At 65.5% G+C, this 22,520-nt stretch carries 18 protein-coding genes; 8 read left to right on the forward strand and 10 right to left on the reverse strand.

The window, feature by feature from the left end; all coding sequences use genetic code 11:
• Positions 1-127: 127 nt before the first annotated feature.
• From RhoFasB10_RS19760 to clpS, 4 genes are all read right to left on the reverse strand, one after another.
• Positions 128-745 (reverse strand): rhomboid family intramembrane serine protease, encoded by a 618-nt coding sequence (locus RhoFasB10_RS19760; RefSeq protein WP_068421007.1) that lies wholly within the window; start codon positions 743-745, stop codon positions 128-130.
• Between the two features lie 67 nt (positions 746-812).
• Positions 813-1,874: a P1 family peptidase gene (locus tag RhoFasB10_RS19765; RefSeq protein ID WP_167678126.1), complete on the reverse strand. Its 1,062-nt coding sequence runs from the start codon at positions 1,872-1,874 to the stop codon at positions 813-815.
• 9 nt (positions 1,875-1,883) lie between these two features.
• Positions 1,884-2,447, reverse strand: a complete 564-nt coding sequence (locus RhoFasB10_RS19770; protein ID WP_167678128.1) for a DUF2017 domain-containing protein — start codon at positions 2,445-2,447, stop codon at positions 1,884-1,886.
• Positions 2,448-2,501: 54 nt separating this feature from the next.
• On the reverse strand, positions 2,502-2,852 hold the full coding sequence (gene clpS / locus RhoFasB10_RS19775) for an ATP-dependent Clp protease adapter ClpS (RefSeq protein ID WP_174551339.1): 351 nt from the start codon (positions 2,850-2,852) through the stop codon (positions 2,502-2,504).
• Here clpS and RhoFasB10_RS19780 point away from each other — a divergent pair.
• Positions 2,818-4,254 (forward strand): nicotinate phosphoribosyltransferase, encoded by a 1,437-nt coding sequence (locus RhoFasB10_RS19780; RefSeq protein ID WP_261768822.1) that lies wholly within the window; start codon positions 2,818-2,820, stop codon positions 4,252-4,254. The two genes, clpS and RhoFasB10_RS19780, sit on opposite strands and share 35 nt — an antisense overlap.
• Positions 4,255-4,348: 94 nt before the next feature.
• Positions 4,349-6,400, forward strand: a complete 2,052-nt coding sequence (locus RhoFasB10_RS19785; RefSeq protein WP_167678130.1) for an ATP-dependent DNA helicase — start codon at positions 4,349-4,351, stop codon at positions 6,398-6,400.
• A gap of 94 nt (positions 6,401-6,494) precedes the next feature.
• Here the strand turns inward: RhoFasB10_RS19785 and glgP are convergent, their stop codons facing one another.
• The gene (glgP, locus tag RhoFasB10_RS19790; RefSeq protein ID WP_167678132.1) at positions 6,495-9,077 is read right to left on the reverse strand and encodes an alpha-glucan family phosphorylase; all 2,583 of its coding nucleotides are present in this window, start codon (positions 9,075-9,077) and stop codon (positions 6,495-6,497) included.
• A 195-nt stretch (positions 9,078-9,272) separates the two neighbouring features.
• Between glgP and RhoFasB10_RS19795 the strand changes: the two genes are divergently transcribed.
• Genes RhoFasB10_RS19795 through RhoFasB10_RS19805 form a run of 3 tightly spaced genes read left to right on the forward strand, consistent with a single transcriptional unit; the run spans position 9,273 to position 14,949 of the window.
• A complete protein-coding gene (locus RhoFasB10_RS19795; protein ID WP_167678134.1) occupies positions 9,273-11,282 on the forward strand; it encodes a maltotransferase domain-containing protein in 2,010 nt (669 codons plus the stop codon).
• A gap of 13 nt (positions 11,283-11,295) precedes the next feature.
• The gene (glgB, locus tag RhoFasB10_RS19800; protein WP_167678136.1) at positions 11,296-13,491 is read left to right on the forward strand and encodes a 1,4-alpha-glucan branching protein GlgB; all 2,196 of its coding nucleotides are present in this window, start codon (positions 11,296-11,298) and stop codon (positions 13,489-13,491) included.
• Positions 13,492-14,949 carry a metallopeptidase gene (locus tag RhoFasB10_RS19805; protein WP_167678138.1) on the forward strand — a complete coding sequence of 486 codons (1,458 nt, stop codon included), beginning with the start codon at positions 13,492-13,494 and terminating at the stop codon, positions 14,947-14,949.
• A 3-nt stretch (positions 14,950-14,952) separates the two neighbouring features.
• Here the strand turns inward: RhoFasB10_RS19805 and RhoFasB10_RS19810 are convergent, their stop codons facing one another.
• Both RhoFasB10_RS19810 and RhoFasB10_RS19815 read right to left on the reverse strand, forming a co-directional pair.
• On the reverse strand, positions 14,953-15,897 hold the full coding sequence (locus tag RhoFasB10_RS19810) for a tetratricopeptide repeat protein (RefSeq protein WP_346764436.1): 945 nt from the start codon (positions 15,895-15,897) through the stop codon (positions 14,953-14,955).
• A gap of 49 nt (positions 15,898-15,946) precedes the next feature.
• Positions 15,947-16,321, reverse strand: coding sequence for a DUF3817 domain-containing protein (locus RhoFasB10_RS19815; RefSeq protein ID WP_174551342.1), 375 nt, complete (start codon positions 16,319-16,321; stop codon positions 15,947-15,949).
• Between the two features lie 91 nt (positions 16,322-16,412).
• Between RhoFasB10_RS19815 and mce the strand changes: the two genes are divergently transcribed.
• A complete protein-coding gene (mce, locus tag RhoFasB10_RS19820; RefSeq protein ID WP_167678140.1) occupies positions 16,413-16,892 on the forward strand; it encodes a methylmalonyl-CoA epimerase in 480 nt (159 codons plus the stop codon).
• Between the two features lie 45 nt (positions 16,893-16,937).
• Positions 16,938-17,885 (forward strand): hypothetical protein, encoded by a 948-nt coding sequence (locus RhoFasB10_RS19825; RefSeq protein ID WP_114331510.1) that lies wholly within the window; start codon positions 16,938-16,940, stop codon positions 17,883-17,885.
• A 19-nt stretch (positions 17,886-17,904) separates the two neighbouring features.
• On the opposite strand, the gene RhoFasB10_RS26465 is transcribed toward RhoFasB10_RS19825, so the two are convergent.
• Together RhoFasB10_RS26465 and nucS are read right to left on the reverse strand one after the other, a co-directional pair.
• A complete protein-coding gene (locus RhoFasB10_RS26465; RefSeq protein WP_114331511.1) occupies positions 17,905-18,231 on the reverse strand; it encodes an ATP/GTP-binding protein in 327 nt (108 codons plus the stop codon).
• Positions 18,232-18,254: 23 nt separating this feature from the next.
• A complete protein-coding gene (nucS, locus tag RhoFasB10_RS19835) occupies positions 18,255-18,926 on the reverse strand; it encodes an endonuclease NucS (RefSeq protein ID WP_068420989.1) in 672 nt (223 codons plus the stop codon).
• Positions 18,927-18,968: 42 nt separating this feature from the next.
• Here nucS and RhoFasB10_RS19840 point away from each other — a divergent pair, with 42 nt between their 5' ends.
• A complete protein-coding gene (locus RhoFasB10_RS19840; protein ID WP_068420987.1) occupies positions 18,969-20,522 on the forward strand; it encodes an adenylate/guanylate cyclase domain-containing protein in 1,554 nt (517 codons plus the stop codon).
• Positions 20,523-20,553: 31 nt separating this feature from the next.
• On the opposite strand, the gene RhoFasB10_RS19845 is transcribed toward RhoFasB10_RS19840, so the two are convergent.
• Positions 20,554-21,537, reverse strand: a complete 984-nt coding sequence (locus tag RhoFasB10_RS19845; protein WP_068420986.1) for a glycoside hydrolase family 19 protein — start codon at positions 21,535-21,537, stop codon at positions 20,554-20,556.
• Between the last annotated feature and the right edge of the window lie 983 nt (positions 21,538-22,520).

The following is a 22,520-nucleotide window of genomic DNA, read 5'->3' on the forward strand; positions in this document are numbered from 1 at the left end:
TCTGTCATGCTGCCACGACTTTGCCCGGCGCCGAAACGATCGGCGAGTTTTCACAGCGTGAATTCGACGCTTCGTTCTCGGGCGGCCACCACGATCGAACGTCCGTCCGCGACACCGTGGCTACGAGTCAGGACAAAGAGTTCTGCCTGCGTGCCTGACGTGCGTCCGCCGACAACGTCCACGCGGCAACCACTCCGCCGACGGCGCCGAACAAGTGCCCCTGCCACGAGACGAAGGCATCGGTCGGTAACACACCCCACAGGGCGCCGCCGTAGATGACGAAAACCACGACACCGATGGCGAGTTGACCGAGGTTACGGGCGAAGATGCCGCGCGTCAGCAGATAGGTGATCCACCCGAAGATCAGAATCGACGCACCGATGTGGTTGGTGCCCGCTCCCGCCGTCAACCACGTTCCGACGCCTCCGAGAACCCAGATGATGCCGGTGGCCGTGAGTCCACGACCGATTCCGGAGAGCAACACCAGAAACCCGAGGACGAGAACGGGCACGGTGTTCGCGATCAGATGCGTCCAGTCGTCGTGCAGCACAGGCGCGAACAGAATGCCCCACAGGCCGTCGACGGTGCGAGGGTTGATCCCCGCATCCTCGACACGACTTCCCGACGCGACATCGATCAGCTCGATGATCCACAGCAATACGACGAATCCGCCGACGACCATCGCGGCCTGTTGCCACACCGGGCGCTTCGGCGTCGGGGCAGGCAGATACGGGTTCGCGGTCATACGACGGGCCTTTCGTCCATGTCGACCAGGTCTCCGGTTCAGCCTACCGACGTGAGCCGCCTGCCGGTCAGGACTCGAACGCGGACGGGAAGATCTGACGGTACGTCGGGATACCGGCGATCGTCGTCGCGTCGAGCAACGCACGCACGATGGCACGTTCGACGACGTCGGCGGCAACCGCCGTGACCGCGTCGAGCACCGGCAGATCCTGCATGAACGCCGTCGGCATCGACGTCTCGCTGACCACCGACCTGGTCCCGGTCGACAACGCGAAGATCGTGTCACCGTCCAGCGGCGAGTGAGCCGGCCTGATCGCACGGGCGAGCCCGTCGTGCGCGGCGACTGCGACGCGTTTGCACGCCGACGCCGACAGATCCACGTCGGTTGCAACGACGCCGATCGTCGTGTTGAGTGCGGTTCCCTTCGGTGCGAGAGCGTTCGCGTTCCACAGCTCGTGCACGTCGGGCTTGCGCATGCCGAATGCGTTGGCCCCCTGCGAACCGACTCCCCAGGGCAATCCGGTGCGCGGGTCGAACACCGAGCCGACCGGATTGGTGACGATCAGCGCACCGACGGTGACGCCGTCCGCCGGCCCACCCTCGACGACGATACTCGCCGTGCCCACGCCGCCCTTGAGTACGCCGGCGCGTGCGCCGGTGCCCGCGCCGACCGAGCCGGTGGCGAAATCCTCCGCGGCAGCCGCGGCGGCCCGATAGCCGAACTCGGCCGTCGGTCGAACGGCCCAGTCCCCCACCGGAAGATCGAAGACGACGGCCGCAGGAACGATGGGCACGACTTGGTCGGGACTGCCCATCGCGATGCCGTGACCGTGCTCCTCCAGCCACCGCATGACACCGTCGGCCGCGGCGAGTCCGTACGCACTGCCGCCGGTCAGCAACACCGAGTTGACTTGCTGCACAGAATGACTCGGATCGAGCAGATCGGTTTCACGAGTTCCTGGTCCGCCGCCACGCACGTCGACCGCGGCCACCGCGCCTCCCAGCGCGCGCACGACGGTACACCCTGTTGCCGCCCCCGAGCCGAGCTGCGCGTCGGGATCGATCTCGTGATGGTGCCCGACGAGCAGGCCGGCGACGTCGGTCAGTGAATCCTTCGGGCCTGCCCCCAAGAGGTGCTCCTACGGAGTGAGGACCTGCACCAGAGAATCCTGCATCCAGGTCAGCCAGTGGTACACGTCGAGGTGCGGAGCTCGCGGATCGCCCTCGTCGAGAACTTCCGGGGTGTCGGCGTCGATACCCAGAGTCGTTCCGAGGGCCAATCGTACGTCGTTGAGTCCCATCAGCCACGCGTCTGCTTGCTCGGGTGTCAGCGCGATCTTCCCGCCGTCGGCAGGCAGGGTGCGGAGTATGACGGCTCCCGCGGCGAGCTTCTCGTCGATGATCTCCGGCTCGTGCAGGCCACGCAACGCACCGTTGAGATCGGCGGTGTCGGCGGATTCGTCGTCGCCGCGGTGGAAATCGGGCAGCAGACGTGCGAGCGCCGCGTCGTCGGGCGGCGTGCTGTGCCCGGTGCGCAGACCGGTCAGCTGCGCGAGTTCGTCGGTCGGTGCGTTCTTGGAACGTTCGCTCAACAACCCGAGGACGGATTCGACGAGCGAGCGCAGCACGGTTGCCTCGCGCGCATCCATCTCCGAACGAATCTTGAGTCCGCCGAGTGAATTCTTCCTACTCCACGTGCGCACAGCTGTTGGAACCCCGTCTCTGGTGCATCGAAGGAATCCGCGTTCGGATTCGCGCTACTTGTCCTGCTGCATCGTCGCCCAGAGACCTGCCGCGTGGAGCCTGCGCACGTCGTTCTCCATCTTGTCGCGTTCACCGCTCGACACGACTGCCTTGCCCTCGGAGTGCACCTGCATCATGAGCTCGGTGGCCTTGGCTTTGCTGTAGCCGAACAGCTTCTGGAAGATGAAGGTGACGTAGTGCATCAGGTTCACCGGGTCGTCCCAGACGATGGTCACCCAGGGCACATCCTGCGCCTCGTCCCTCGCCACGGCCTCGGTCTCGGCGGGTACCGCCTGGGGTGAAGCGGCCAGCGTCGGCGATGCGCCCACCCTGCCCACGGTCACTCGTGCCGTCGATGAAGCCATGGGAACAGCGTACGACGCGATGCACGAAGTACACACCCTCACCCCCGCGCCTCGTACTGTTGTCCCTGTGTCTCAACCCTCGACGGACGAATCCGACAATACGGGCACGGTGCGTAGTACCGCGCTGTTCACCGACCAGTACGAGCTGACGATGCTGTCGGCGGCCCTCGCCGACGGTTCGGCGAATACGCCGTGCAGCTTCGAAGTCTTCGCGAGGCGCCTGCCCGGTGGCCGCCGCTACGGCGTCGTTGCCGGAACGGGCCGGTTTCTGAGTGCGCTGAGTCGCTTCCGATTCGGCGAGGAGGAACTCGACACCGTGTCGTCGTTCCTCGATCGCACGACACTGGACTGGCTGTCGTCCTACCGCTTCACCGGCGACATCGACGGCTACCGCGAAGGCGATCTCTACTTCCCCGGCTCACCCGTGCTGTCCGTGCGCGGAACCTTCGCCGAGTGCGTCGTACTCGAAACGCTCGCACTGTCGATCCTCAATCACGACAGCGCCATCGCCTCAGCGGCCGCGCGCATGGTCACCTCCGCCGGAGACCGACCGCTCATCGAGATGGGATCGCGGCGCACCCACGAGGAGGCGGCCGTCGCGTCGTCGCGGGCGGCGTATCTTGCCGGCTTCTCCGCGACGTCGAACCTCGAAGCCGTTCGCCGACACGGCGTTCCGGGGGCAGGTACGTCGGCGCACGCGTTCACGTTGCTGCACACCGGCCCCGACGGACCCGACGAGAAGGCCGCGTTCGCAGCCCAGGTCCGCACCCTCGGGGTCGGCACGACGCTGTTGGTCGACACCTACGACATCACGCAGGGCGTCGCCAACGCCATCGCCGTCGCAGGACCCGAACTCGGCGGCGTCCGCATCGACTCCGGTGATCTCGGCGTCCTCGCCCGTCAGGTGCGCCAGCAACTCGACGATCTCGGGGCGACCCGTACGAAGATCGTCGTCTCCGGCGACCTCGACGAGTACGCCATCGCAGCCCTGCGCGCCGAACCCGTCGACAGCTACGGCGTCGGAACCTCCCTCGTGACGGGTTCTGGCGCGCCCACCGCGGGCATGGTCTACAAGCTCGTCGCGGTCGACGACCGTCCCGTCGCCAAGCGCAGCAGCCACAAGGAATCACGCGGGGGTAGAAAGGCCGCCACGCGCACGACCCGCGACACGGGCACCGCCGTCGAAGAGATCGTGCATCCACTCGGCAGCGCGCCGACCGTCGACGCCGGATTGACGGCCGTCGAACTGAGCGTGCCGATGGTGCGCGGCGGTGAACTCGTCGCGGACCGGCCCACGCTGAAGGAGTCTCGCGAACTGCTGGCCGGACGTCTCGTCAGCCTGCCGTGGGAGGGCTTGAAGCTGTCGCAGGGAGAACCGGCGCTGCCGACGCGGTTCGTCTGATGCGCTTCGCGCCCGTGCGTGCATAGTTGGGCCAGGGTCCAACTATGCACGCACGGGCGGCGCAGCCGCACTCGTGGGGCAGTAGTCTGCTCCGGTGCCGTCTTCGACCGAACTCCCCACCGTGCCCGCATTGCTGAAGACCGCGGTGCACGCGCTGGGAGGCAAGGAGCGGACCAACCAGCTGACGATGGCGTCGGCCGTCGCGCATTCCATCGACACCGGGCAACATCTCGCGGTGCAGGCAGGCACGGGCACGGGCAAGTCGCTCGCGTATCTGGTGCCGAGCATTCGACACGCGGTCGAGTCGGGACGCACCGTCGTGGTCTCGACGGCGACGATCGCGCTGCAGCGTCAGCTCGTCGACCGCGACCTCCCCCGGCTCGCCGACGCGTTGAAGGACGCCGTCGGACGCCGGCCGAGGTTCGCGATCCTCAAGGGCCGCAACAACTATCTGTGCATGAACAAGATTCACACCGGCGCGTCCGAGGAAGCACCGGAAGCCGAACTGTTCGACGCGTTCGCCGTGTCGCGGCTCGGCCGTGAAGTCGTCCGGTTGACCGAGTGGTCGTCGAACACCGACACCGGGGACCGTGACGATCTGACTCCGGGCGTCAGCGACCAAGCGTGGCGGCAGGTCAGCGTCAGCGCACGCGAATGCCTCGGCAAATCCCGGTGTCCGGTCGGCGAGGACTGCTTCGCCGAACGCGCCCGCGCCGAGGCGTCGCAGGTCGATGTGGTCGTCACGAATCACGCGCTTCTGGCCATCGACGCCATCACCGGCATCCAGATACTCCCCGAGCACGACGTCGTGGTCATCGACGAGGCACACGAACTCGTCGACCGTGTCACCGGAGTCGCCACGTCCGAACTGTCCGCCTCTACCATCACCGCCGCGGCCCGCCGCAGCAACAAGCTGATCGAGGAAGAGATCGTCGACGCGCTCGAGGGGGCTGCCGAGAACTGGGCTGCCGTACTCGAGGACATGCCACCCGGACGGTGGGCGGCGCTGCCGGAGGGCGTCGACGCAGCGCTCGCATCGATTCGCGACTCGGCGTGGGCAGTGCGGACGGCGATCGGCCCGAGCCGCGGTGGACAGGCCACGATGGATCCCGAGGCAGCCGCGGCTCGCAACGCGGCACTGGTGGCCGTCGACGAGGTGCACGACAGCGCCGTGCGCGTACTCACCGCATTCGACGAGCCGGATCCGGCCAAGCGCAAGGACGTCGTCTGGCACGCGGTCGACGACTTTCGCGGGTCGGTCAAACGGACCGTGCGCATGGCGCCGCTGTCCGTGGGCGGGTTGTTGCGCAGCCGCCTGTTCGCGGAATCCACCGTCGTCCTGACGTCGGCGACGCTCACCGTCGGCGGTTCCTTCGACGGCCTGGCCGTCAACTGGGGGCTACCCGCCGAGAACTCCGGACGCAGCGACACGGCGACGGCGACGGGCACCGAGGCGCCGTCGGACACGGGGTCGATCCATTGGAACTCACTCGACGTCGGCTCTCCGTTCGACCACGCGAAAGCCGGAATTCTATATGTGGCGCAACATCTTTCGCCACCCGGGCGTGACGGCCTGTCACCGCAGTACCTCGACGAGATCGAACAACTCGTCACCGCAGCCGGTGGCCGGACGCTCGGGCTGTTCTCGTCGATGCGCGCGGCGAAAGCAGCAGCCGAGGAGATGCGCGAACGCCTCGACACCCCGGTGCTGTGTCAGGGCGACGACTCGACGGGCGCGCTCGTGAAGAAGTTCGCGGACGACGAAGCCACGTCGCTGTTCGGCACGCTGTCGCTCTGGCAGGGCGTCGACGTGCCCGGTCCGTCACTGAGCCTGGTCATCCTCGACCGCATTCCGTTCCCGCGGCCCGACGACCCCCTGCTCGTGGCGCGGCAGCAAGCCGTCCAATCCCGTGGCGGCAACGGCTTTCTCGCGGTCGCCGCGAATCATGCCGCATTGCTGCTCGCCCAGGGTGTGGGTCGACTGCTGCGCAGCGTCGACGACCGAGGCGTCGTCGCGATGCTCGATTCACGCCTCGTCACCGCCCGCTACGGCGGTTACCTCAGGGCCTCGCTCCCACCGTTCTGGGAGACGTCGGACCCCGAGGTGGTGCGCAGGGCTCTGACCCGGCTGGCCCAAAGCCGTTGATGCCGGGAGTGGAGCCTGCAGGAACGACCCATCAGGAAAGGCCCGTCAGGGCCGGGAGTGGAGCCTGCAGGAACGACCCATCAGGAACGGCCCGTCAGGGCCGAGCCGAATTCACGAGGCCGAGTTCGGAGTCGCTCGCCAGTAGCTCGTGGTGCGGCAGAACCCGGACGGTGTAGCCGACGGCACCGCTCAGTGGCAGTTCGGTGTGGACCGTGAAGGCCTCGCCGAGCGCATCGGTACCAGTGTGCACCATCTCGACGTACCGTACGTCGGTGAGTTCGTCCTCGGCGTCGACGCAGCCGATCGCGGCCTGCACCACGACGTCCGACGGCTCGAGCGCGCCGAGCCGAACGTACGCTCGCAGAGTCAGTTTCGCACCGATCACCGGCGTGTCCGGCAACCCTTCGCTGTCCACCTGAACGACGTCGACCGCATCCCATTCCGCTTCCACGCGACGACGGTATGCCGCAACGTCTTTCGCACCCACGTGCCCGTCGGCGTCGACGGTGCGCGCCGCACGCGCGGCAGGTCCGTAGTACCCGAGCGTGTAGTCGCGCACCATACGCGAGGCCAACACCTGCGGTCCGAGATGTTCCAGCGTGTGACGCACCATCTCGATCCACCGCGTCGGGATGCCGTCGGTACGGTCGTAGAACTTCGGCAACACCGACTGCTCGAGCAGTTCGTACAGCGCGGCGGCTTCGAGGTCGTCGCGACGGTTCTCGTCGGTGACGCCGTCGGCAGTCGGTATGGCCCAACCGTTCTCGCCGTCGTACATCTCGTCCCACCACCCGTCGCGGATGGACAGGTTCAGCCCACCGTTGAGCGCGGACTTCATCCCCGACGTGCCACACGCCTCGAGCGGACGCAGCGGGTTGTTGAGCCAGACGTCGCATCCCCAGTACAGGAACTTGGCCATCGACATGTCGTAGTCCGGCAGGAACACGATGCGGTGACGAACGTCGTGCTGGTCGGCGAAGCGGACGATCTGCTGGATGAGAGCCTTGCCGCCGTCGTCGGCCGGGTGCGACTTGCCGGCCACGACGAGCTGAACCGGGCGGTCGGGGTCGAGAAGCAACCGGCGCAGCCGCTCGGGCTCGCGCAGCATGAGCGTCAGCCTCTTGTAGGTCGGCACCCGTCGCGCGAAGCCGACCGTCAACACATCGGGATCGAACACGCTTGCTGTCCAGCCTATTTCGGCCTCGGTCGATCCTCGTTCGAGCGCCGAACGGCGGACGCGTCGACGCACCTCGTCGACGAGCTGGCCACGCAACGCATTCCGCGTGTTCCACAGCGTTGCCGACGACACGTTCTCGAGCTGTTCCCAGCCGCGTGCCTCCTGAAGTGCTTGCTCCCCGACCGTCTCCTGAGCGAGTTCGAGCCATTCCCGCGCGGCCCACGTCGGCGCATGGACACCGTTGGTGACCGAACCGATCGGCACCTCGGCAGCGTCGAATCCGCGCCATAGATCGTTGAACATCTCGCGGCTGACGATGCCGTGCAGCTTCGACACACCGTTGGCGCGCTGGCCGAGCCGCAGCCCCATGTGCGCCATGTTGAAGACCGAACGGTCCGCCTCGGCGCCCAGCGCGAGAATGCGATCCATCGGCAGCCCGGGCAGCAGAGCCGACTCCGCGCTGCCGTCGTCGCTGCCGAAATAGTGACGCACGAGGTCGGCCGGGAACCGGTCGATGCCGGCCGGGACGGGAGTATGCGTCGTGAACACGGTCCCTGCCCGCACCGACGCCAGCGCCGCGTCGAAATCCAGCCCTCCACCGGTGACGAGTTCGCGGATGCGTTCGGCACCGAGGAAGCCTGCGTGTCCCTCGTTCATGTGGAACACCTCGGGGTCGGGCAGCCCGTGTGCGTTCGTGTAGGCGCGGATGGCGCGCACGCCGCCGATCCCGGCGAGAATCTCCTGCTTGATGCGGTGGTCCTGGTCGCCGCCGTACAGACGGTCGGTCACTCCGCGCAGTTCCGGGTCGTTGTCGGCGATGTCGGAGTCGAGCAGCAGCAGCGGGACTCGGCCGACCTGCGCGATCCAGACTCGCGCCCGGAGCACGCGTCCACCCGGCATCGACACGTGGATCAGAACCGGCGCATCCGACGCATCGGTCAGCAACCGCAAGGGCAGCCCCTGCGGATCGAGCGACGGATACCGCTCTGCCTGCCAACCGTCCGCCGTCAGGGATTGACGGAAATATCCCGATCGATACAGCAGACCGACACCGATGAGCGGGAGGCCCAGATCCGACGCGGCCTTCAGATGGTCACCCGCAAGGATGCCGAGTCCACCCGAATAATTGGGCAGCACTTCGCTGACGCCGAACTCCATGGAGAAGTAGCCGATACTCGACGGCATCGACGCGTCGGACTGCTGCAGTTTCTGGTACCAGAGCGGACGCGAGAGGTAGTCACGCAAGTCGGCGTCCAATGCACCGAGGCGCTCGACGAACTCCGCGTCCGACGCCAGTTCCTCCAGCCTCGACGGTCCGACGGCACCCAGCAGCCCGACGGGATCACGATCCAGCTCGGACCACAGCCTCGGGTCGATGTCCTCGAACAGCCGCTGCGTCGGCGGGTGCCATGACCAGCGAAGGTTTGTCGACAACTCGGCCAGGGCATTCAGGCGCTCGGGCAGGTGGGCTCGGACAGTGAACCGACGCAAAGCTTTCACGGGTCGAACCCTACCCACCCCGAGGCGACCGTGCACCGACTTGTCGACGCCTGTTTGCACGGTCGGCCTGTCCGTGCGACGAGAGCGAAGGCGAGGTCACTGCACTACGGTTGTCTCTGAGAACACGCCGACCAACAGTTACTCGAACGGCCGCACCGAGTGTGGCTCAGCCCCTAGCCAAGAACGGAGCGTGAAGTGACAGGTCGACTCGGTATCGACAATGTCCTTCCGGACACGACTACCGGAAAGTACCCCGCGAAAGCGGTGGTAGGCGAAGCATTTCCGGTGTCGGCGGACGTATGGAGAGAAGGCCACGACGCGGTGGCGGCAACACTTGCCGTGCGCGGGCCGGGGATACGCACTCCTCTGCGCATCACGATGACTCCCGGCCGGGAGCCGGACACGTTCGATGCGCTGTTCACACCCACGACACCCGGTTACTGGATCTGTCGCATCGAGGCGTGGAGCGATCCCGTCGCCACATGGCGGCACGCGGTGGAAGCGAAACTGGGCGTCGGCCAGAGCGCCGCGGATCTCGCGAACGATCTCGAGGTCGGCGCTCAGATCTTCGAGCGTGCCGCGAAAGGTGTTCCGCGCGGGGACAGGTCTCTGCTGCAGGACGTGTCCGCGGCGTTGCGCGATACCGACCGTCAGTTGCCGGCACGCGTCGCCCCCGCGTTCGCGCCCGGTGTCGTCGAAATACTGCACGAGTATCCCCTTCGCGAACTGATCACGCGCTCGAACGCCATCAACATCTGGGTCGATCGTGCCCGCGCGCTCAACGGCTCGTGGTACGAGTTCTTCCCCCGTTCGACGGGCGGATGGAACGACGACGGCAGTCCGCGTCACGGCACGTTCGCGACCTCGATCGAGCAGTTGCCCCGCATCGCGCGAATGGGCTTCGACATCGTCTACCTGCCGCCGATCCACCCGATCGGCACCGTCAACCGCAAGGGCCCGAACAACACTCTGACCCCGGGCCCGGAGGATGTCGGCTCACCGTGGGCCATCGGGTCGAAGGACGGTGGGCACGACGCCATCCACCCGGAGTTGGGTACCGAAGCCGACTTCCGCGCGTTCGTCGACGCAGCACGGGCGTTGGATCTCGAGGTCGCGTTGGACTTGGCGTTGCAGGCGGCTCCCGATCATCCCTGGGCTGCGAAGCATCCCGAGTGGTTTACCGTTCTGCCCGACGGCACCATCGCCTACGCGGAGAATCCACCGAAGAAGTACCAGGACATCTACCCCGTCAACTTCGACAACGACCGCCGAGGGATCTACAACGAGGTTCTTCGCGTCGTCAGGTATTGGATCTCGCTGGGTGTCAAGGTCTTTCGAGTCGACAATCCACACACGAAGCCACCGGACTTCTGGGAGTGGCTGATCGCCGAGGTCAAGAAGAGCGATCCCGACGTTCTCTTCCTGGCCGAGGCGTTCACGCGACCGGCTCGTATGTACGGCTTGGCGATGCGCGGATTCACCCAGTCCTACACGTATTTCACGTGGCGGACCGCGAAGTGGGAACTGACCGAGTTCGCGCAGGAGCATGCACGGCGCGCCGACGACGCCCGACCCAACCTGTTCGTCAACACCCCGGACATCCTGCACGAGAGTCTGCAGCACGGCGGTCCCGGCATGTTCGCCCTGCGGGCCGCACTCGCTGCGACACTGTCGCCGACGTGGGGTGTGTACTCCGGATACGAACTGTTCGAGCATCAGGCGGTACGTCCCGGCAGCGAGGAGTACCTCGACTCCGAGAAGTATCAACTGCGTCCGCGTGACTTCGAAGGTGCGTTGGCCCGCGGCGAATCGCTCGAGCCGTGGCTCACCTCGCTGAACGCCATCCGACGGGCGCATCCAGCGCTACAACAGTTGCGCAACATCCACTTTCACGCCGTCGACAACGACGCCCTCATCGCCTACTCGAAGTTCGATCCGGGCACGGGCGATTCGGTTCTCGTCGTCGTCAACCTGAATCCGTTCGGCCCGGAAGAGGGAACGATCTGGCTCGACATGCCGCAGCTCGGACACGACTGGCACGACACGATGACCGTCACCGACGAGGTCAGCGGCCAGCAGTTCAACTGGGGGCAAACGAATTTCGTCAGGTTGGAGCCATGGAAGGCGGTGGCGCACATATTGACGCTTCCGCCCATCCCCTACCCGGCGCGACTCGAGCTGGCATACCGCGGCAACCGGAAATGAGTGGGGAGCCTACATGACCGACAATCCGACGAATATCGACATCGCGCCGCCCGCCATGGGCGATCTCGAGCTGATCGCCCAAGGGCGGCACTACGATCCGCATTCGATTCTCGGTGCGCACGCGGTTCCGGGCGGCACCGCCATTCGCGCGCTCAAACCGAACGCCGAATCCGTCGTCGCGCGCATCGGTGGCGTCGACCATCCGCTGACGCACGTCGCGCACGGAGTCTTCAGCGTCCTCGTGCCGTTCGAGAACTTGATGGACTATCGGCTCGTCGTCACGTGGCCCGGCGGTCACGTGACGGAATCGGCGGACGGCTACCGCTTCCTCCCCACCCTCGGTGAGCTGGATCTGCACCTGTTCGGCGAAGGCCGTCACGAACGCCTGTGGGACATCCTCGGCGCGCACCAGCAGAACTACACGACGCCCGACGGCGACGTCAGCGGCACGTCGTTCGCGGTGTGGGCGCCTGCCGCCTCGGGCGTCACCGTGATCGGTGACTTCGACGGCTGGACCGGACAGAGCTTCCCGATGCGCGCGCTCGGTTCGACCGGCGTGTGGGAGCTGTTCGTTCCCGACATCGGCCCCGGCACGATCTACAAGTACCGCGTGCACGGCTCGGACGGCGTCGTCCGTGACAAGGCCGATCCGATGGCATTCGCCACCGAGGTTCCGCCTGCAACCGCCTCGGTCGTGACGAGTTCGACGTTCGAATGGTCCGACGACGAGTGGCTGGACACCCGCGCCGGAATCGAACCCACGCAGGCCCCGATGTCGGTGTACGAGGTGCATCTCGGGTCGTGGCGCGCCGGACTCGGCTACCGCGAGATGGCCGAGCAGCTGGCCGACTACGTGCTCGAGACCGGCTTCACCCACGTCGAACTACTCCCTGTCGCCGAGCATCCGTTCGGTGGGTCGTGGGGTTATCAGGTGACGTCGTACTATGCGCCGACGTCGCGCTTCGGCAGTCCCGACGACTTCCGCTACTTCGTCGACCATCTGCACGACAAGGGCATCGGCGTCATCGTCGACTGGGTGCCCGCGCACTTCCCCAAGGACGAGTGGGCGCTCGCGCGGTTCGACGGCGGGCCGCTCTACGAACACGGCGATCCTCGACGCGGTGAGCAACTCGACTGGGGCACACTGGTTTTCGACTTCGGTCGCCGGGAGGTACGCAACTTCCTCGTCGCCAACGCACTCTTCTGGCTCGACGAATTCCACATCGACGGTCTGCGCGTCGACGCGGTGGCCTCGATGCTCTACCTGGACTACTCACGCCCGGAAGGCGGCTGGACTCCCAACATCTACGGTGGCCGCGAGAACCTCGAGGCCGTGTCGTTCCTGCAGGAGATGAACGCGACGGTCCACAAGAAGTTCCAGGGCGTCGTCACCGTCGCCGAGGAGTCGACGGCGTGGCCCGGCGTCACGCGTCCGACCAACGTCGGCGGACTCGGATTCAACATGAAATGGAACATGGGGTGGATGCACGACACCCTGGGATTCCTCGGACGCGATCCGATCCACCGAAGCTTCCACCACCACGAGATCACGTTCTCACTGGTGTACGCGTGGAGTGAGAACTACGTCCTGCCGATCAGTCACGACGAGGTCGTCCACGGCAAAGGCACGTTGTGGACCCGTATGCCGGGCGACGACCACGCCAAGGCGGCAGGCATGCGCGGCATGCTCGCCTACATGTGGGCGCACCCCGGCAAGCAGTTGTTGTTCATGGGCCAGGAGTTCGGGCAGACCAGGGAGTGGTCGGAGGAGCGCAGTCTCGACTGGCACCAACTCGACGAAGGTCCACTGCACCGCGGCGTGCTGACATTGGTCAGTGACCTCAATGCCGTCTACCGCGAGCACCCGTCACTGTGGACGCTCGACACGTCGCCGAGCGGCTACTCGTGGATCGATGCCAACGACACGGAGAACAACGTTCTCAGCTTTCTGAGGTACGGAACGGATGGTTCCGTCGTCGCGTGTATCTTCAACTTCTCGGGTGTCACACACGACAACTATCGTGTCGGTCTACCCGAGCCCGGTCGTTGGATCGAGATCTTGAACACCGATGCAACCTCGTACGGCGGTTCGGGTGTGGGCAATCTCGGAGAGGTAACGGCTACATCGCACTCGTGGCATGGCCGACCGTCGTCTGCACAGGTCGCGCTTCCCGCCAACGGCGCGATCTGGATCAAACTGGAGCGTTAGATGAGTGGCGGTCGCACCCGACACACACTGTGGGCGACCGCCCTCGTAGCTCTTGCACTCGTCACCGGGTGCAGCCAATCCGTCGACGGCCGAGCGGTCTCCATCTACGAGAATCCGTTCACCGTCGCCGGTCTGCCGGTCACCGACGGCCCCAGCGGTCCGCGTCCCGGCGTACCCGACTCGACGCTCGAGGTCCGAGGCTCGGAGGGCACCGACTCCGATCTCATCGCCACCAACGCCATCGACGACATCCAGCGCTACTGGACCGACACCTATCCCGAGTTGTTCCAGGGCCAGAAGTTCACTCCGGTGTCCCAGCTGATTTCATGGGACGCGAGTGAGGACGAGGGCAGCGGCCTTCGGTTCTGTGGAACGCGAACCGGCGGAGTGCCCAATGCGGCGTACTGCTCACGCGACCGCACCATCGGGTGGGATCGCACCATTCTGCTTCCTGCGTTGATCGACGCGTTCGGCCCGATGTCGGTCGTCATGGTCATCGCGCACGAGTACGGCCACGCCATTCAGTACCAGTCGGCTCTCGTCGGGGACGACACTCCGACCATCGTCGCCGAGCAGCAAGCCGACTGTTTCGCCGGCGCGTTCATCCGGCACGTCGCCGAGAACGATGCTCCGCACTTCACGATCAATACGTCCGACGGCCTGAACGGAGTCCTTGCGGCGACAGTGGCCGTGCGCGACGTCGACCCCAACGATCCGGATTCCGTGCACGGTTCGGCATTCGAGCGTGTGACCGCGGTACAGATCGGATTCACCGACGGTGCCGCGGCGTGCACCGCGATCGACGAGGCCGAGATCGACGCACGACGCGCCGACCTGCCGCAGAAGTTCAGCAACACCGACGACGACGGAGAACTGCCGGTCACGACCGAGACGCTGCAAGCGTTCGTGCGGTCGTTCGAGAAGCTGCTCGCGTTGCAGAACCCACCGACGGTCGACTACGACGGCACCGACACCGGCTGTCCCGAGGGTACGACGACCGAGCCGGTGTCGTACTGCGCGTCGACCAACACGATCGGCGTCGACGTCGATGCGCTGGCCGAAGTCGGAACCGCCGAGCGGCCACGGCGGGGTGACGTCATCCCACTCAACGTGTCGGGCGACTACAGCGCGTACGTACTCTTCGCGTCGCGCTACACCCTTGCGGTGCAGAAAGAGGCCGGACAACCTCTGGACAACCCGCAGACGGCACTGCGTTCCGCGTGCTTGTCCGGCGTCATCACCGCGGGTCTCAGCGCCGAGAACATCGACGCGGCGACGGATCTCGAAGTGTGGCTTTCCCCGGGCGACCTCGACGAGGCAGTGTCGGGTCTGCTGAGCGACGGCCTGACCGCCAGTGACATCGACGGCGTCACGCTGCCGAGCGGCTTCTCCCGAGTCGACGCGTTTCGCTCGGGAGTCCTCGGCGGACGCGAGGCGTGCAACGTCCGCTACCGCTGAGCATCAGTACAGCGCGGCGGCCAACTTACGACGCGCCGAGACCACGACGGCATCGCCCGAGTCGAACAGTTCGAACAGCTCCAGCAGACGCGTCCGCAACTGCGTGCGCTCGTCGCCCGCGGTCCGCTTGATGCCGGCGATCAACCGATCGAACGCCGCCTCGGCGTTCTGCTCGGACAGCTCGACGTCCGCGGCCTCGATCTGCGCAGCCACGTCCGACGGGTCGGCGTCGGCCTTGGTGACCGCATCGGCGTCGAGGTTCTGCACCCGAGCCAGGAATTTCACCTGACGCAGTGCAGCTTTCGCGTCGGTGTTCGACGGCTCGGCGTCGACGATCGCCTGATACGCGGCGATCGCCTTGTCGAAATCGCCCTCGTCGAGCGCTTCCTCGGCTGCGACGAAGCGGGGATCCTCGGGCTCGGGTTCGTCCTCCTCGGACGTCGCTCCGGGAGGTCCGCTGAGCTTGCCTTCCGTGGCCTGCAGAATGGCGTCGAGCCACCGGCGCAGTTGTTCCTCCGGCTGCGAACCCTGGAAATCGGCGAGCGGCTGCCCACCTGCCACGGCGACGACCGTCGGAATGGCCTGGACGCCGAACGCCTGCGCGACCTGTGGGGTGCTGTCGACGTCGACGCGGGCATGCACCCACGTGCCGTTCGCTTCGACGGCCAATTGACCGAGCTGACGCGTCAGCGCCACCGACTGCGGTGAGCGAGAAGAACCCAGGTCGACGACGACCGGAACCTGCATGGAACGTTGCAGAACTTCTGCCTCGAACGTCGCGGCGGTCACGTCGACGATGGGAGCCAGTCCGCTCCCACCATCGGTGTTGTCGGCCGCGGGCGGCGGTGCGGGACGATCCTTCAGTCCCGAGAGATCGACGGCGCCGGCGATGGAGGCCGGTACGGCTGCAGGCGGACGGGCTGACGAGCGGGAACCGGGTCGAGTCACGTCCTACAGTTTGTCACTAACCCGGTTCGGTCACTACCGGCGAGGTCGGCTACGCGACTCCCGCACCCTTCGAAATCGCAGGCTGCGACGTGATCGATTCGGCCAGGCGACCCGTCCGTGCGGCCCACACCTCGAACACGACGGTGCCGAAAGGAGGGATGCTCGCAACCAGCGCGAGCAGCGTCGTCACGACGTTCCACTTCAGCTTGACGGCGGTGACGATCGCGATGAGAACATAGATCACGAAAACCGCACCGTGGATCGGTCCGAAGATCTTCACGCCGATCTCGTTGCCGTCGGCGGGGATGTACTTGAACGCCATTCCGATCAGCAGTCCCAGCCAGGTGAAGGCCTCGAGAACCGCGACGAATCGAAAACGCTTGGCCGTCGTGCTCAGGTCGAAGAAGTTCAGCATGGCGACTATTGTGCCCGAGATCTACGACGCGGCGTAGTGGCTCTGGTCTCACTGCCAGGGCCGCTGCGCGACGAGATGCAGCTGACGCTAACGTCGTCGTATGACCTCCACCACGCCTGCTCCTGCCGGACCTTCCCTGCGGTCCGACCTCGTCACTGCCATCGATCACGTCGGCATCGCGGTGCCGGACCTCGACGCCGCAATCGCCTGGTACACCGAGCACCTGGGAATGGTGTCGACGCACGAGGAAGTCAACGAGGAACAAGGTGTTCGCGAGGCGATGCTGTCGCTGCCCGGCGCGTCGTCCGACGCCGCTGCCCTTCAGTTGCTGGCACCTCTGAACGAGTCGTCGACGATCGCGAAGTTCATCGACCGCAATGGACCCGGTCTGCAGCAGCTCGCCTACCGGGTCACCGACATCGACGAGATCTCGTCCGAACTTCGCGGCTGCGGCGTCCGACTGCTGTACGACGCTCCCCGACGCGGCACTGCCGACTCGCGTATCAACTTCATCCACCCGAAAGACGCAGGTGGTGTGCTCGTCGAACTCGTGGAGCCGGCAGCGAACTCGATTCACTGACTTGTCATATGGCTCTCCTACCTACGCACCGGTAAATTGACCGCCATGGCCAACGAGCAAGAGCGCACCGGGGTGCAACTTCCCTTTTCCGTAGTCCGAAAAGGATTCGACCGTGACGAGGTCACGAACTATTTCGAGCGGTTCGACGCCGAGCTTCGGCTGACCACCGCCGATCGTGACGCCGCCGCGGCCCAGGCTCGCGATCTGGCAAAGCAACTCGACGACGCGCGGGACGAAATCGACGAGCTCCGTAAGGACATCGACCGCTTGTCGGTTCCGCCGACCACCGCGGAGGGGATGAGCGACCGCATCTCTCGCATGCTGCGCCTGGCTTCCGACGAGGCATCCGAGGTCCGAGCGAAGGCTCACGCCGAGGCCGAGGAAATGGTGTCGGTCGCCGAGCAGGAGAGCGCGCGACTGCGCGGCCGTCACGAGGCTCTCGTCGTCGAGCTCGAAGATCGTCGCTCCGCACTCGAGACCGAGCACGAGCAGACGATGGCACAGGCCCGCACCGAGGCAGCACGCATCGTCGAGGCAGCGCAGGCCGAGCGGGACAAGTTGGCGGCCGAATCCGAGGCCAAGCGGTCGAAGGTCCAGGAAGACTTCGAGATCACGATGGCCGAGCGTCGCACCAAGATCCTCGCCGCACTCGAGGACCTGGAGTCGTCGAGCAAGGCCGACGCGGCTCACCGCATCGAAGAGGCGACGACCGAAGCGGCCCGACGCCTGCAGGCCGCGACCGAGCAGTCCGAACGTCGAATCGCCCACTCGAAGGAGCTGGCCGAGGAACTACGCGTGCTGCGTAGTCGTGTCCTCGCGCAGCTCTTGGGAATTCGTGGTCAGCTCGACTCGGTGCCCGCGATGCTTGCCTCGGTCAACCGCGAAAGCGAATTGCTCGATGCACCCGAGTCGAACGGCGCACCGAGCAAGGACGACTCGTCGACCGACGACACCGTCGTGCTCGACAAGGAGAAGGCCGACGCGTCGTCGTAGGGGGTGGCGCGGCGCTGGTCTACGACCAGCGCCGCGTCAGTCCGCGGGTCGCTCGACCTGACCAGCACCCCGTATGCCAATGCCGACGGTTCTCCGGTCCACCCAGATCCGCGGTCGGCCACGCGACTATGTGGGAGACGCCGGGACGGACCTCGTGATCACAGCCCGGGCAGCGATAGGTCTTCGTCGCGCGATTGCCCGGCACGGTCCTGGTCGTGAACTCTTCGTCGGACCAGCCTGCAGGCCCGCTCTCGACACGGGCGCCGCCCATCAGCGAATCGGGTCGCGAATCACGCGAACCGGAGTTCTTCCGGCTCGATTTACGGTCGTGATTGCGTCGGGGCACGTAGTCGAGTGTAGGAGAGAAGATCAGAACAGACGGAACTCGGTGCTGTCGGTTCCGCGCAGGGCTTCGTAGTCCAACGTGAGGCATCGGATGCCTCGATCGGTGGCGAGCGTCTTCGCCTGTGGCTTGATGACCTGGGCCGCGAACACACCGCTGACCGGCGCCAGAACCGGATCTCGATTGAGCAGTTCCAAGTAGCGCGTCAGCTGCTCGACGCCGTCGATCTCCCCGCGACGCTTGATCTCCACCGCGACCGTGCCACCGTCTGCGTTGCGGCACAACAGATCCACGGGGCCGATCGCCGTCATGTATTCACGACGGACGAGGGTGTACCCCTCGCCGAGCGTCTCGACATGTTCGGCCAACAATTCCTGAAGGTGCGCTTCCACGCCGTCCTTCACCAGGCCTGGGTCGACGCCGAGCTCGTGGCTCGAGTCCAGTTCGACGTCGTCGATCGTGATGCGGAGTTCTTCGCCCGCCTTGTTCGTCACGACCCAGTTGACGGTGCCGTCGTCGGTCGTCTCGGTCAACCAGCACGGCGGGCTCATCCAGTTCAACGGCTTGTATGCGCGGTCGTCGGCGTGAACGCTGACCGACCCGTCGGACTTGACGAGGAGCAATCGGCGGGCCGACGGAAGATGGGCGGTCAGACGGCCGACATAGTCCACTTGGCAACGAGCAATTACGAGACGCACTCGCCCACCCTAAGCCAGACCGACCAGTAGTCTGTGACAACCATGCCGCAACTGAGTCGATCCGTAGCGCCTCTAGGATCACGCCTTCTCGGCGACACATCCGAGTCCCCGCGTCGTCGACGCGTGCGCGTTCAGATACTGCTGACGATATTTCTGCTCGCCGCGAATCTCATCGGTGCTCTGATCGTCGGAGTGCTCGTGTCCGTCGTCGTTCCCGGGCCGGATGTGCTTCGGCTGGACCGTTATTGGTGGGTCAACTTCATCGTCATCCCCGTTTATGTCGCGTGCGCGTTCGCCGTCGGGGTTCTGTGGGGCACGACGCGCGCATTGCGCGCACTTCGATGGGCTATCGAGGACCGCACACCCACGCGGCAGGAGCAGGTCACGACCCTGTCCATGCCATGGCAGCTGACCAAGATGCAGATTGTGCTGTGGACGTGCGGTCTTGCCCTCATCACCACCATCGACGGCATAATCGACCCGCAGTCCATCCCCAAAGTGGCGTTCACGATCGGCGCAGGCGGAACCGTCGTATGTGCCTTCAGCTATCTGCTCAGCGAATTCGCTCTTCGGCCGGCAGCTGCGCGTGCCCTGGAAGCCGGCGATCCCCGACGCATCCGCATCGCCGGGGTGATGGGGCGGTCGATCCTGTCGTGGATTCTCGGAACCGGAGTACCTGTCTCCGGGCTCATGATCATCGCGATCTTCAGCTTCATCCGCCCGTACGCGTCCGACGGAACACAGTTGGCAATCGCGATCCTGTCGCTCGGCGGTATCACGCTGGTCTTCGGGCTCTTGCTGACCCTGCTGGGCGGTTTCGCGACGACGGCACCCATCAACAACGTTCGATCCGGCATGGCCGAGGTCGAACGGGGCAACCTCGACGTCCAACTCGCTGTGTACGACGGGACGGAGCTCGGTGAACTGCAGAGTGGCTTCAATCGCATGGCCGAAGGAGTCCGGGACCGCGAGAAGATTCGCGACCTGTTCGGACGCCACGTCGGCCAAGAAGTCGCCGAGGCCGCACTGACCAAGAATCCCGAGCTGGGCGGCGAGGAACGCGAGATCGCGGTGTTCTTCATCGACCTCGTGGGGTCGACGGAACTCGCGGCATCACGTCCACCGACCGAGGTCGTCGAACTGCTGAACCGGTTCTTCGACGTCGTCGTCGATGAGGTCGACGAGCACGGCGGCTTCATCAACAAGTTCGAAGGCGACGCCGCCCTGGCCATCTTCGGTGCACCCGGCGACCTCGAGGACCACTGCGGATCCGCATTGGCAGCAGCCCGCACGATCAGCACTCGGTTGCTCGACGAGGTCCCGGAGTGCAGCGCGGCCGTCGGTGTGGCGTCGGGTCGCGCAGTGGCCGGCAACGTCGGCGCGAAATCTCGGTTCGAATACACGGTCATCGGAGATCCGGTCAACGAGGCCGCACGGCTTTCCGAACTCGCCAAGAACTCCCCCGGCGCGATCCTCGCCTCCAAGAACACCGTCGACCACGCATCGGCCTCCGAGGCCGCGCGGTGGAAGTTCGGCGACAGCGTCACCCTCCGCGGCCGTTCGGCGGAAACCGTCCTGGCCTGTCCGAAGTCCTGACCTCGAACTCACGCGTCTCCGCAGCCCGACGTCACAACCGCGTGAATGCGTCCAGACCACGGCCGAAGGCAGCAAGGCGCTCCGGGAGTCCGTTGTGTCCGCCGTTGACGAGCTCGGACACCCGCACGATCCCCGAGATGTCGGCCGCATTGTTGAGGTTGCGCGAAGACCAGTACCAGACCGCGGTGGTGAAGGCGTACTCCGGCGCTGCCGCCAGGTCGGGGTTCGCAACGAAGTCGATGCCGGTCGCTTGACTCATGAGCTCGTAGTTGTGTCGGCCGGTCACCTGGATGGCGCCGCGGCCTTTATAACGCACTCCGTCACCAGGCTGGGTGTTGCCGAGGTCGGAACGCCCTTCGTAGGCGCGACCCGACGCATACTCCTCGAACGTGCGGAACCCGTCGGACTCGACGAGCAATTGAGCGACGAACGCAGCTTTCCGAATGGGGTTGTCGATTCCGCCGTTGACCATTGCCGCATTGAGCGGGGCGACGTAGGTGGCCAACTTGTCCGCCGGGGCCTGTGGGGCGATCGCATCGAGCTGCGCCGCGGTGATGAACGTCGGGGGCGGCGGCGGGACGACCGCCACCTCCGGCACGACTGCGGCCTGGATCTGGGCGGTATTGCCGTCGGTCGCTACGGTCTGGGCATCGACGTGCGCTGCTTGCGACTGATCGGCTTCCTGTGGTTGCTGTGCTGGCTCGTCGGAACTCGAACCCTGAGGCTCGTCGAGCCGCACAGTTCCCACCGGAAAGCTCTTGGCAACCTCTTCTGTGATCGCCGACGTCGTGACTCTGGGGATCGCGGTAGTGTCGCCGGCTTGCGCGACGCCGACGACGCTCGTGGCGAGAACGGTCGTCGTCGCAGCGGCAATACCGATTCGACGTGCGTGCGACGACGCGAGCGTACCGGTCGCTGCTGCGGCCGAACGAATTCGTTGTGCATATGTAGAGGTGAGTGCGGTGGTCGTCGTGGCGGCGAAACCGACTCGACGTGCATATGTGGAAACGTGCAAGGTCCTGCTCCAAAACTTCGGCCGAGGTCTTCGGCCCGTACGTGACTGAGATGCGGGTGCTGTCGGGTAAAACCCGCGGTGGTCACCAACGCGTCGCAAAAAGGTCACATCCAGGTAACGGCGCATCTCGACATGTTTCAAGCAGAAGTGATCAGCCCCACGTTGACTTACTGAAAACAACATGGATGTAAGTCACGACCGAAACCAGCTCCCCGACGCCGCAACGCCGCCTGCCGGAACCAGGACGCCTCGCAGTACCAAGTTGATCGGAATGGAGAACCCCGAACCTGTCAGCAGATCGCAATTCCTCTGTGCCGCAACGGTATTTCGCCACACTGCTGGTGTCGCGATGTGCGCACACAGCCCCGGTAGCACGGCCCGTAGAGACTCAGGGACGGACCACGCGGACCGGAGACACAGGGTCCGAAGACGGTCGTGTGCCGCCGAAAATAAGTGCGGGATCACCTGGCCGAGATGGCACAGATCACGTTTCGATCACGAGGCTTCGTGACGTGGTGGTTCGACGTTATGGAGCCTTTACGGCGTCGGAAGTTAGCGGATTTAGGCATCGATGGCCCGCAGGAGCCTCTGGACAGGTTGGATGGTCCATTCATGCCGATGCCGGATGCTGAAAGTTCGCTCTCCCGGAACCGGCGACCCTCAGTGTTGCCGAACTCGGTCGACAAACGTGTGTACGACGGACGGGCCGACTTGAAACCGACGCGGCAAACCCGCAGCAAGCAACTTGAATTCGTTGCGGCACAGCAGATCTTGCGCGCGTGGAGGGGAACACGATCGCTCCCCGTACTCGCTACGAGACCTGACGGTCGAATTACCAGAGATATAGGAACACGGTTGACGGCGCTCATCGAAATTCATCACTGACGCTCACTGAAATTCATCACCCGTGTGGCACCGCCAACGAGGGCGGGTCTCCAACGAAGCTGATGGTCTCTGACCACGCACCAGCTACTCGAAGGAGA

Origin of the sequence: Rhodococcus sp. B10 (assembly GCF_011770055.1) — a bacterium.
Lineage (GTDB): Bacteria > Actinomycetota > Actinomycetes > Mycobacteriales > Mycobacteriaceae > Rhodococcoides > Rhodococcoides kyotonensis_B.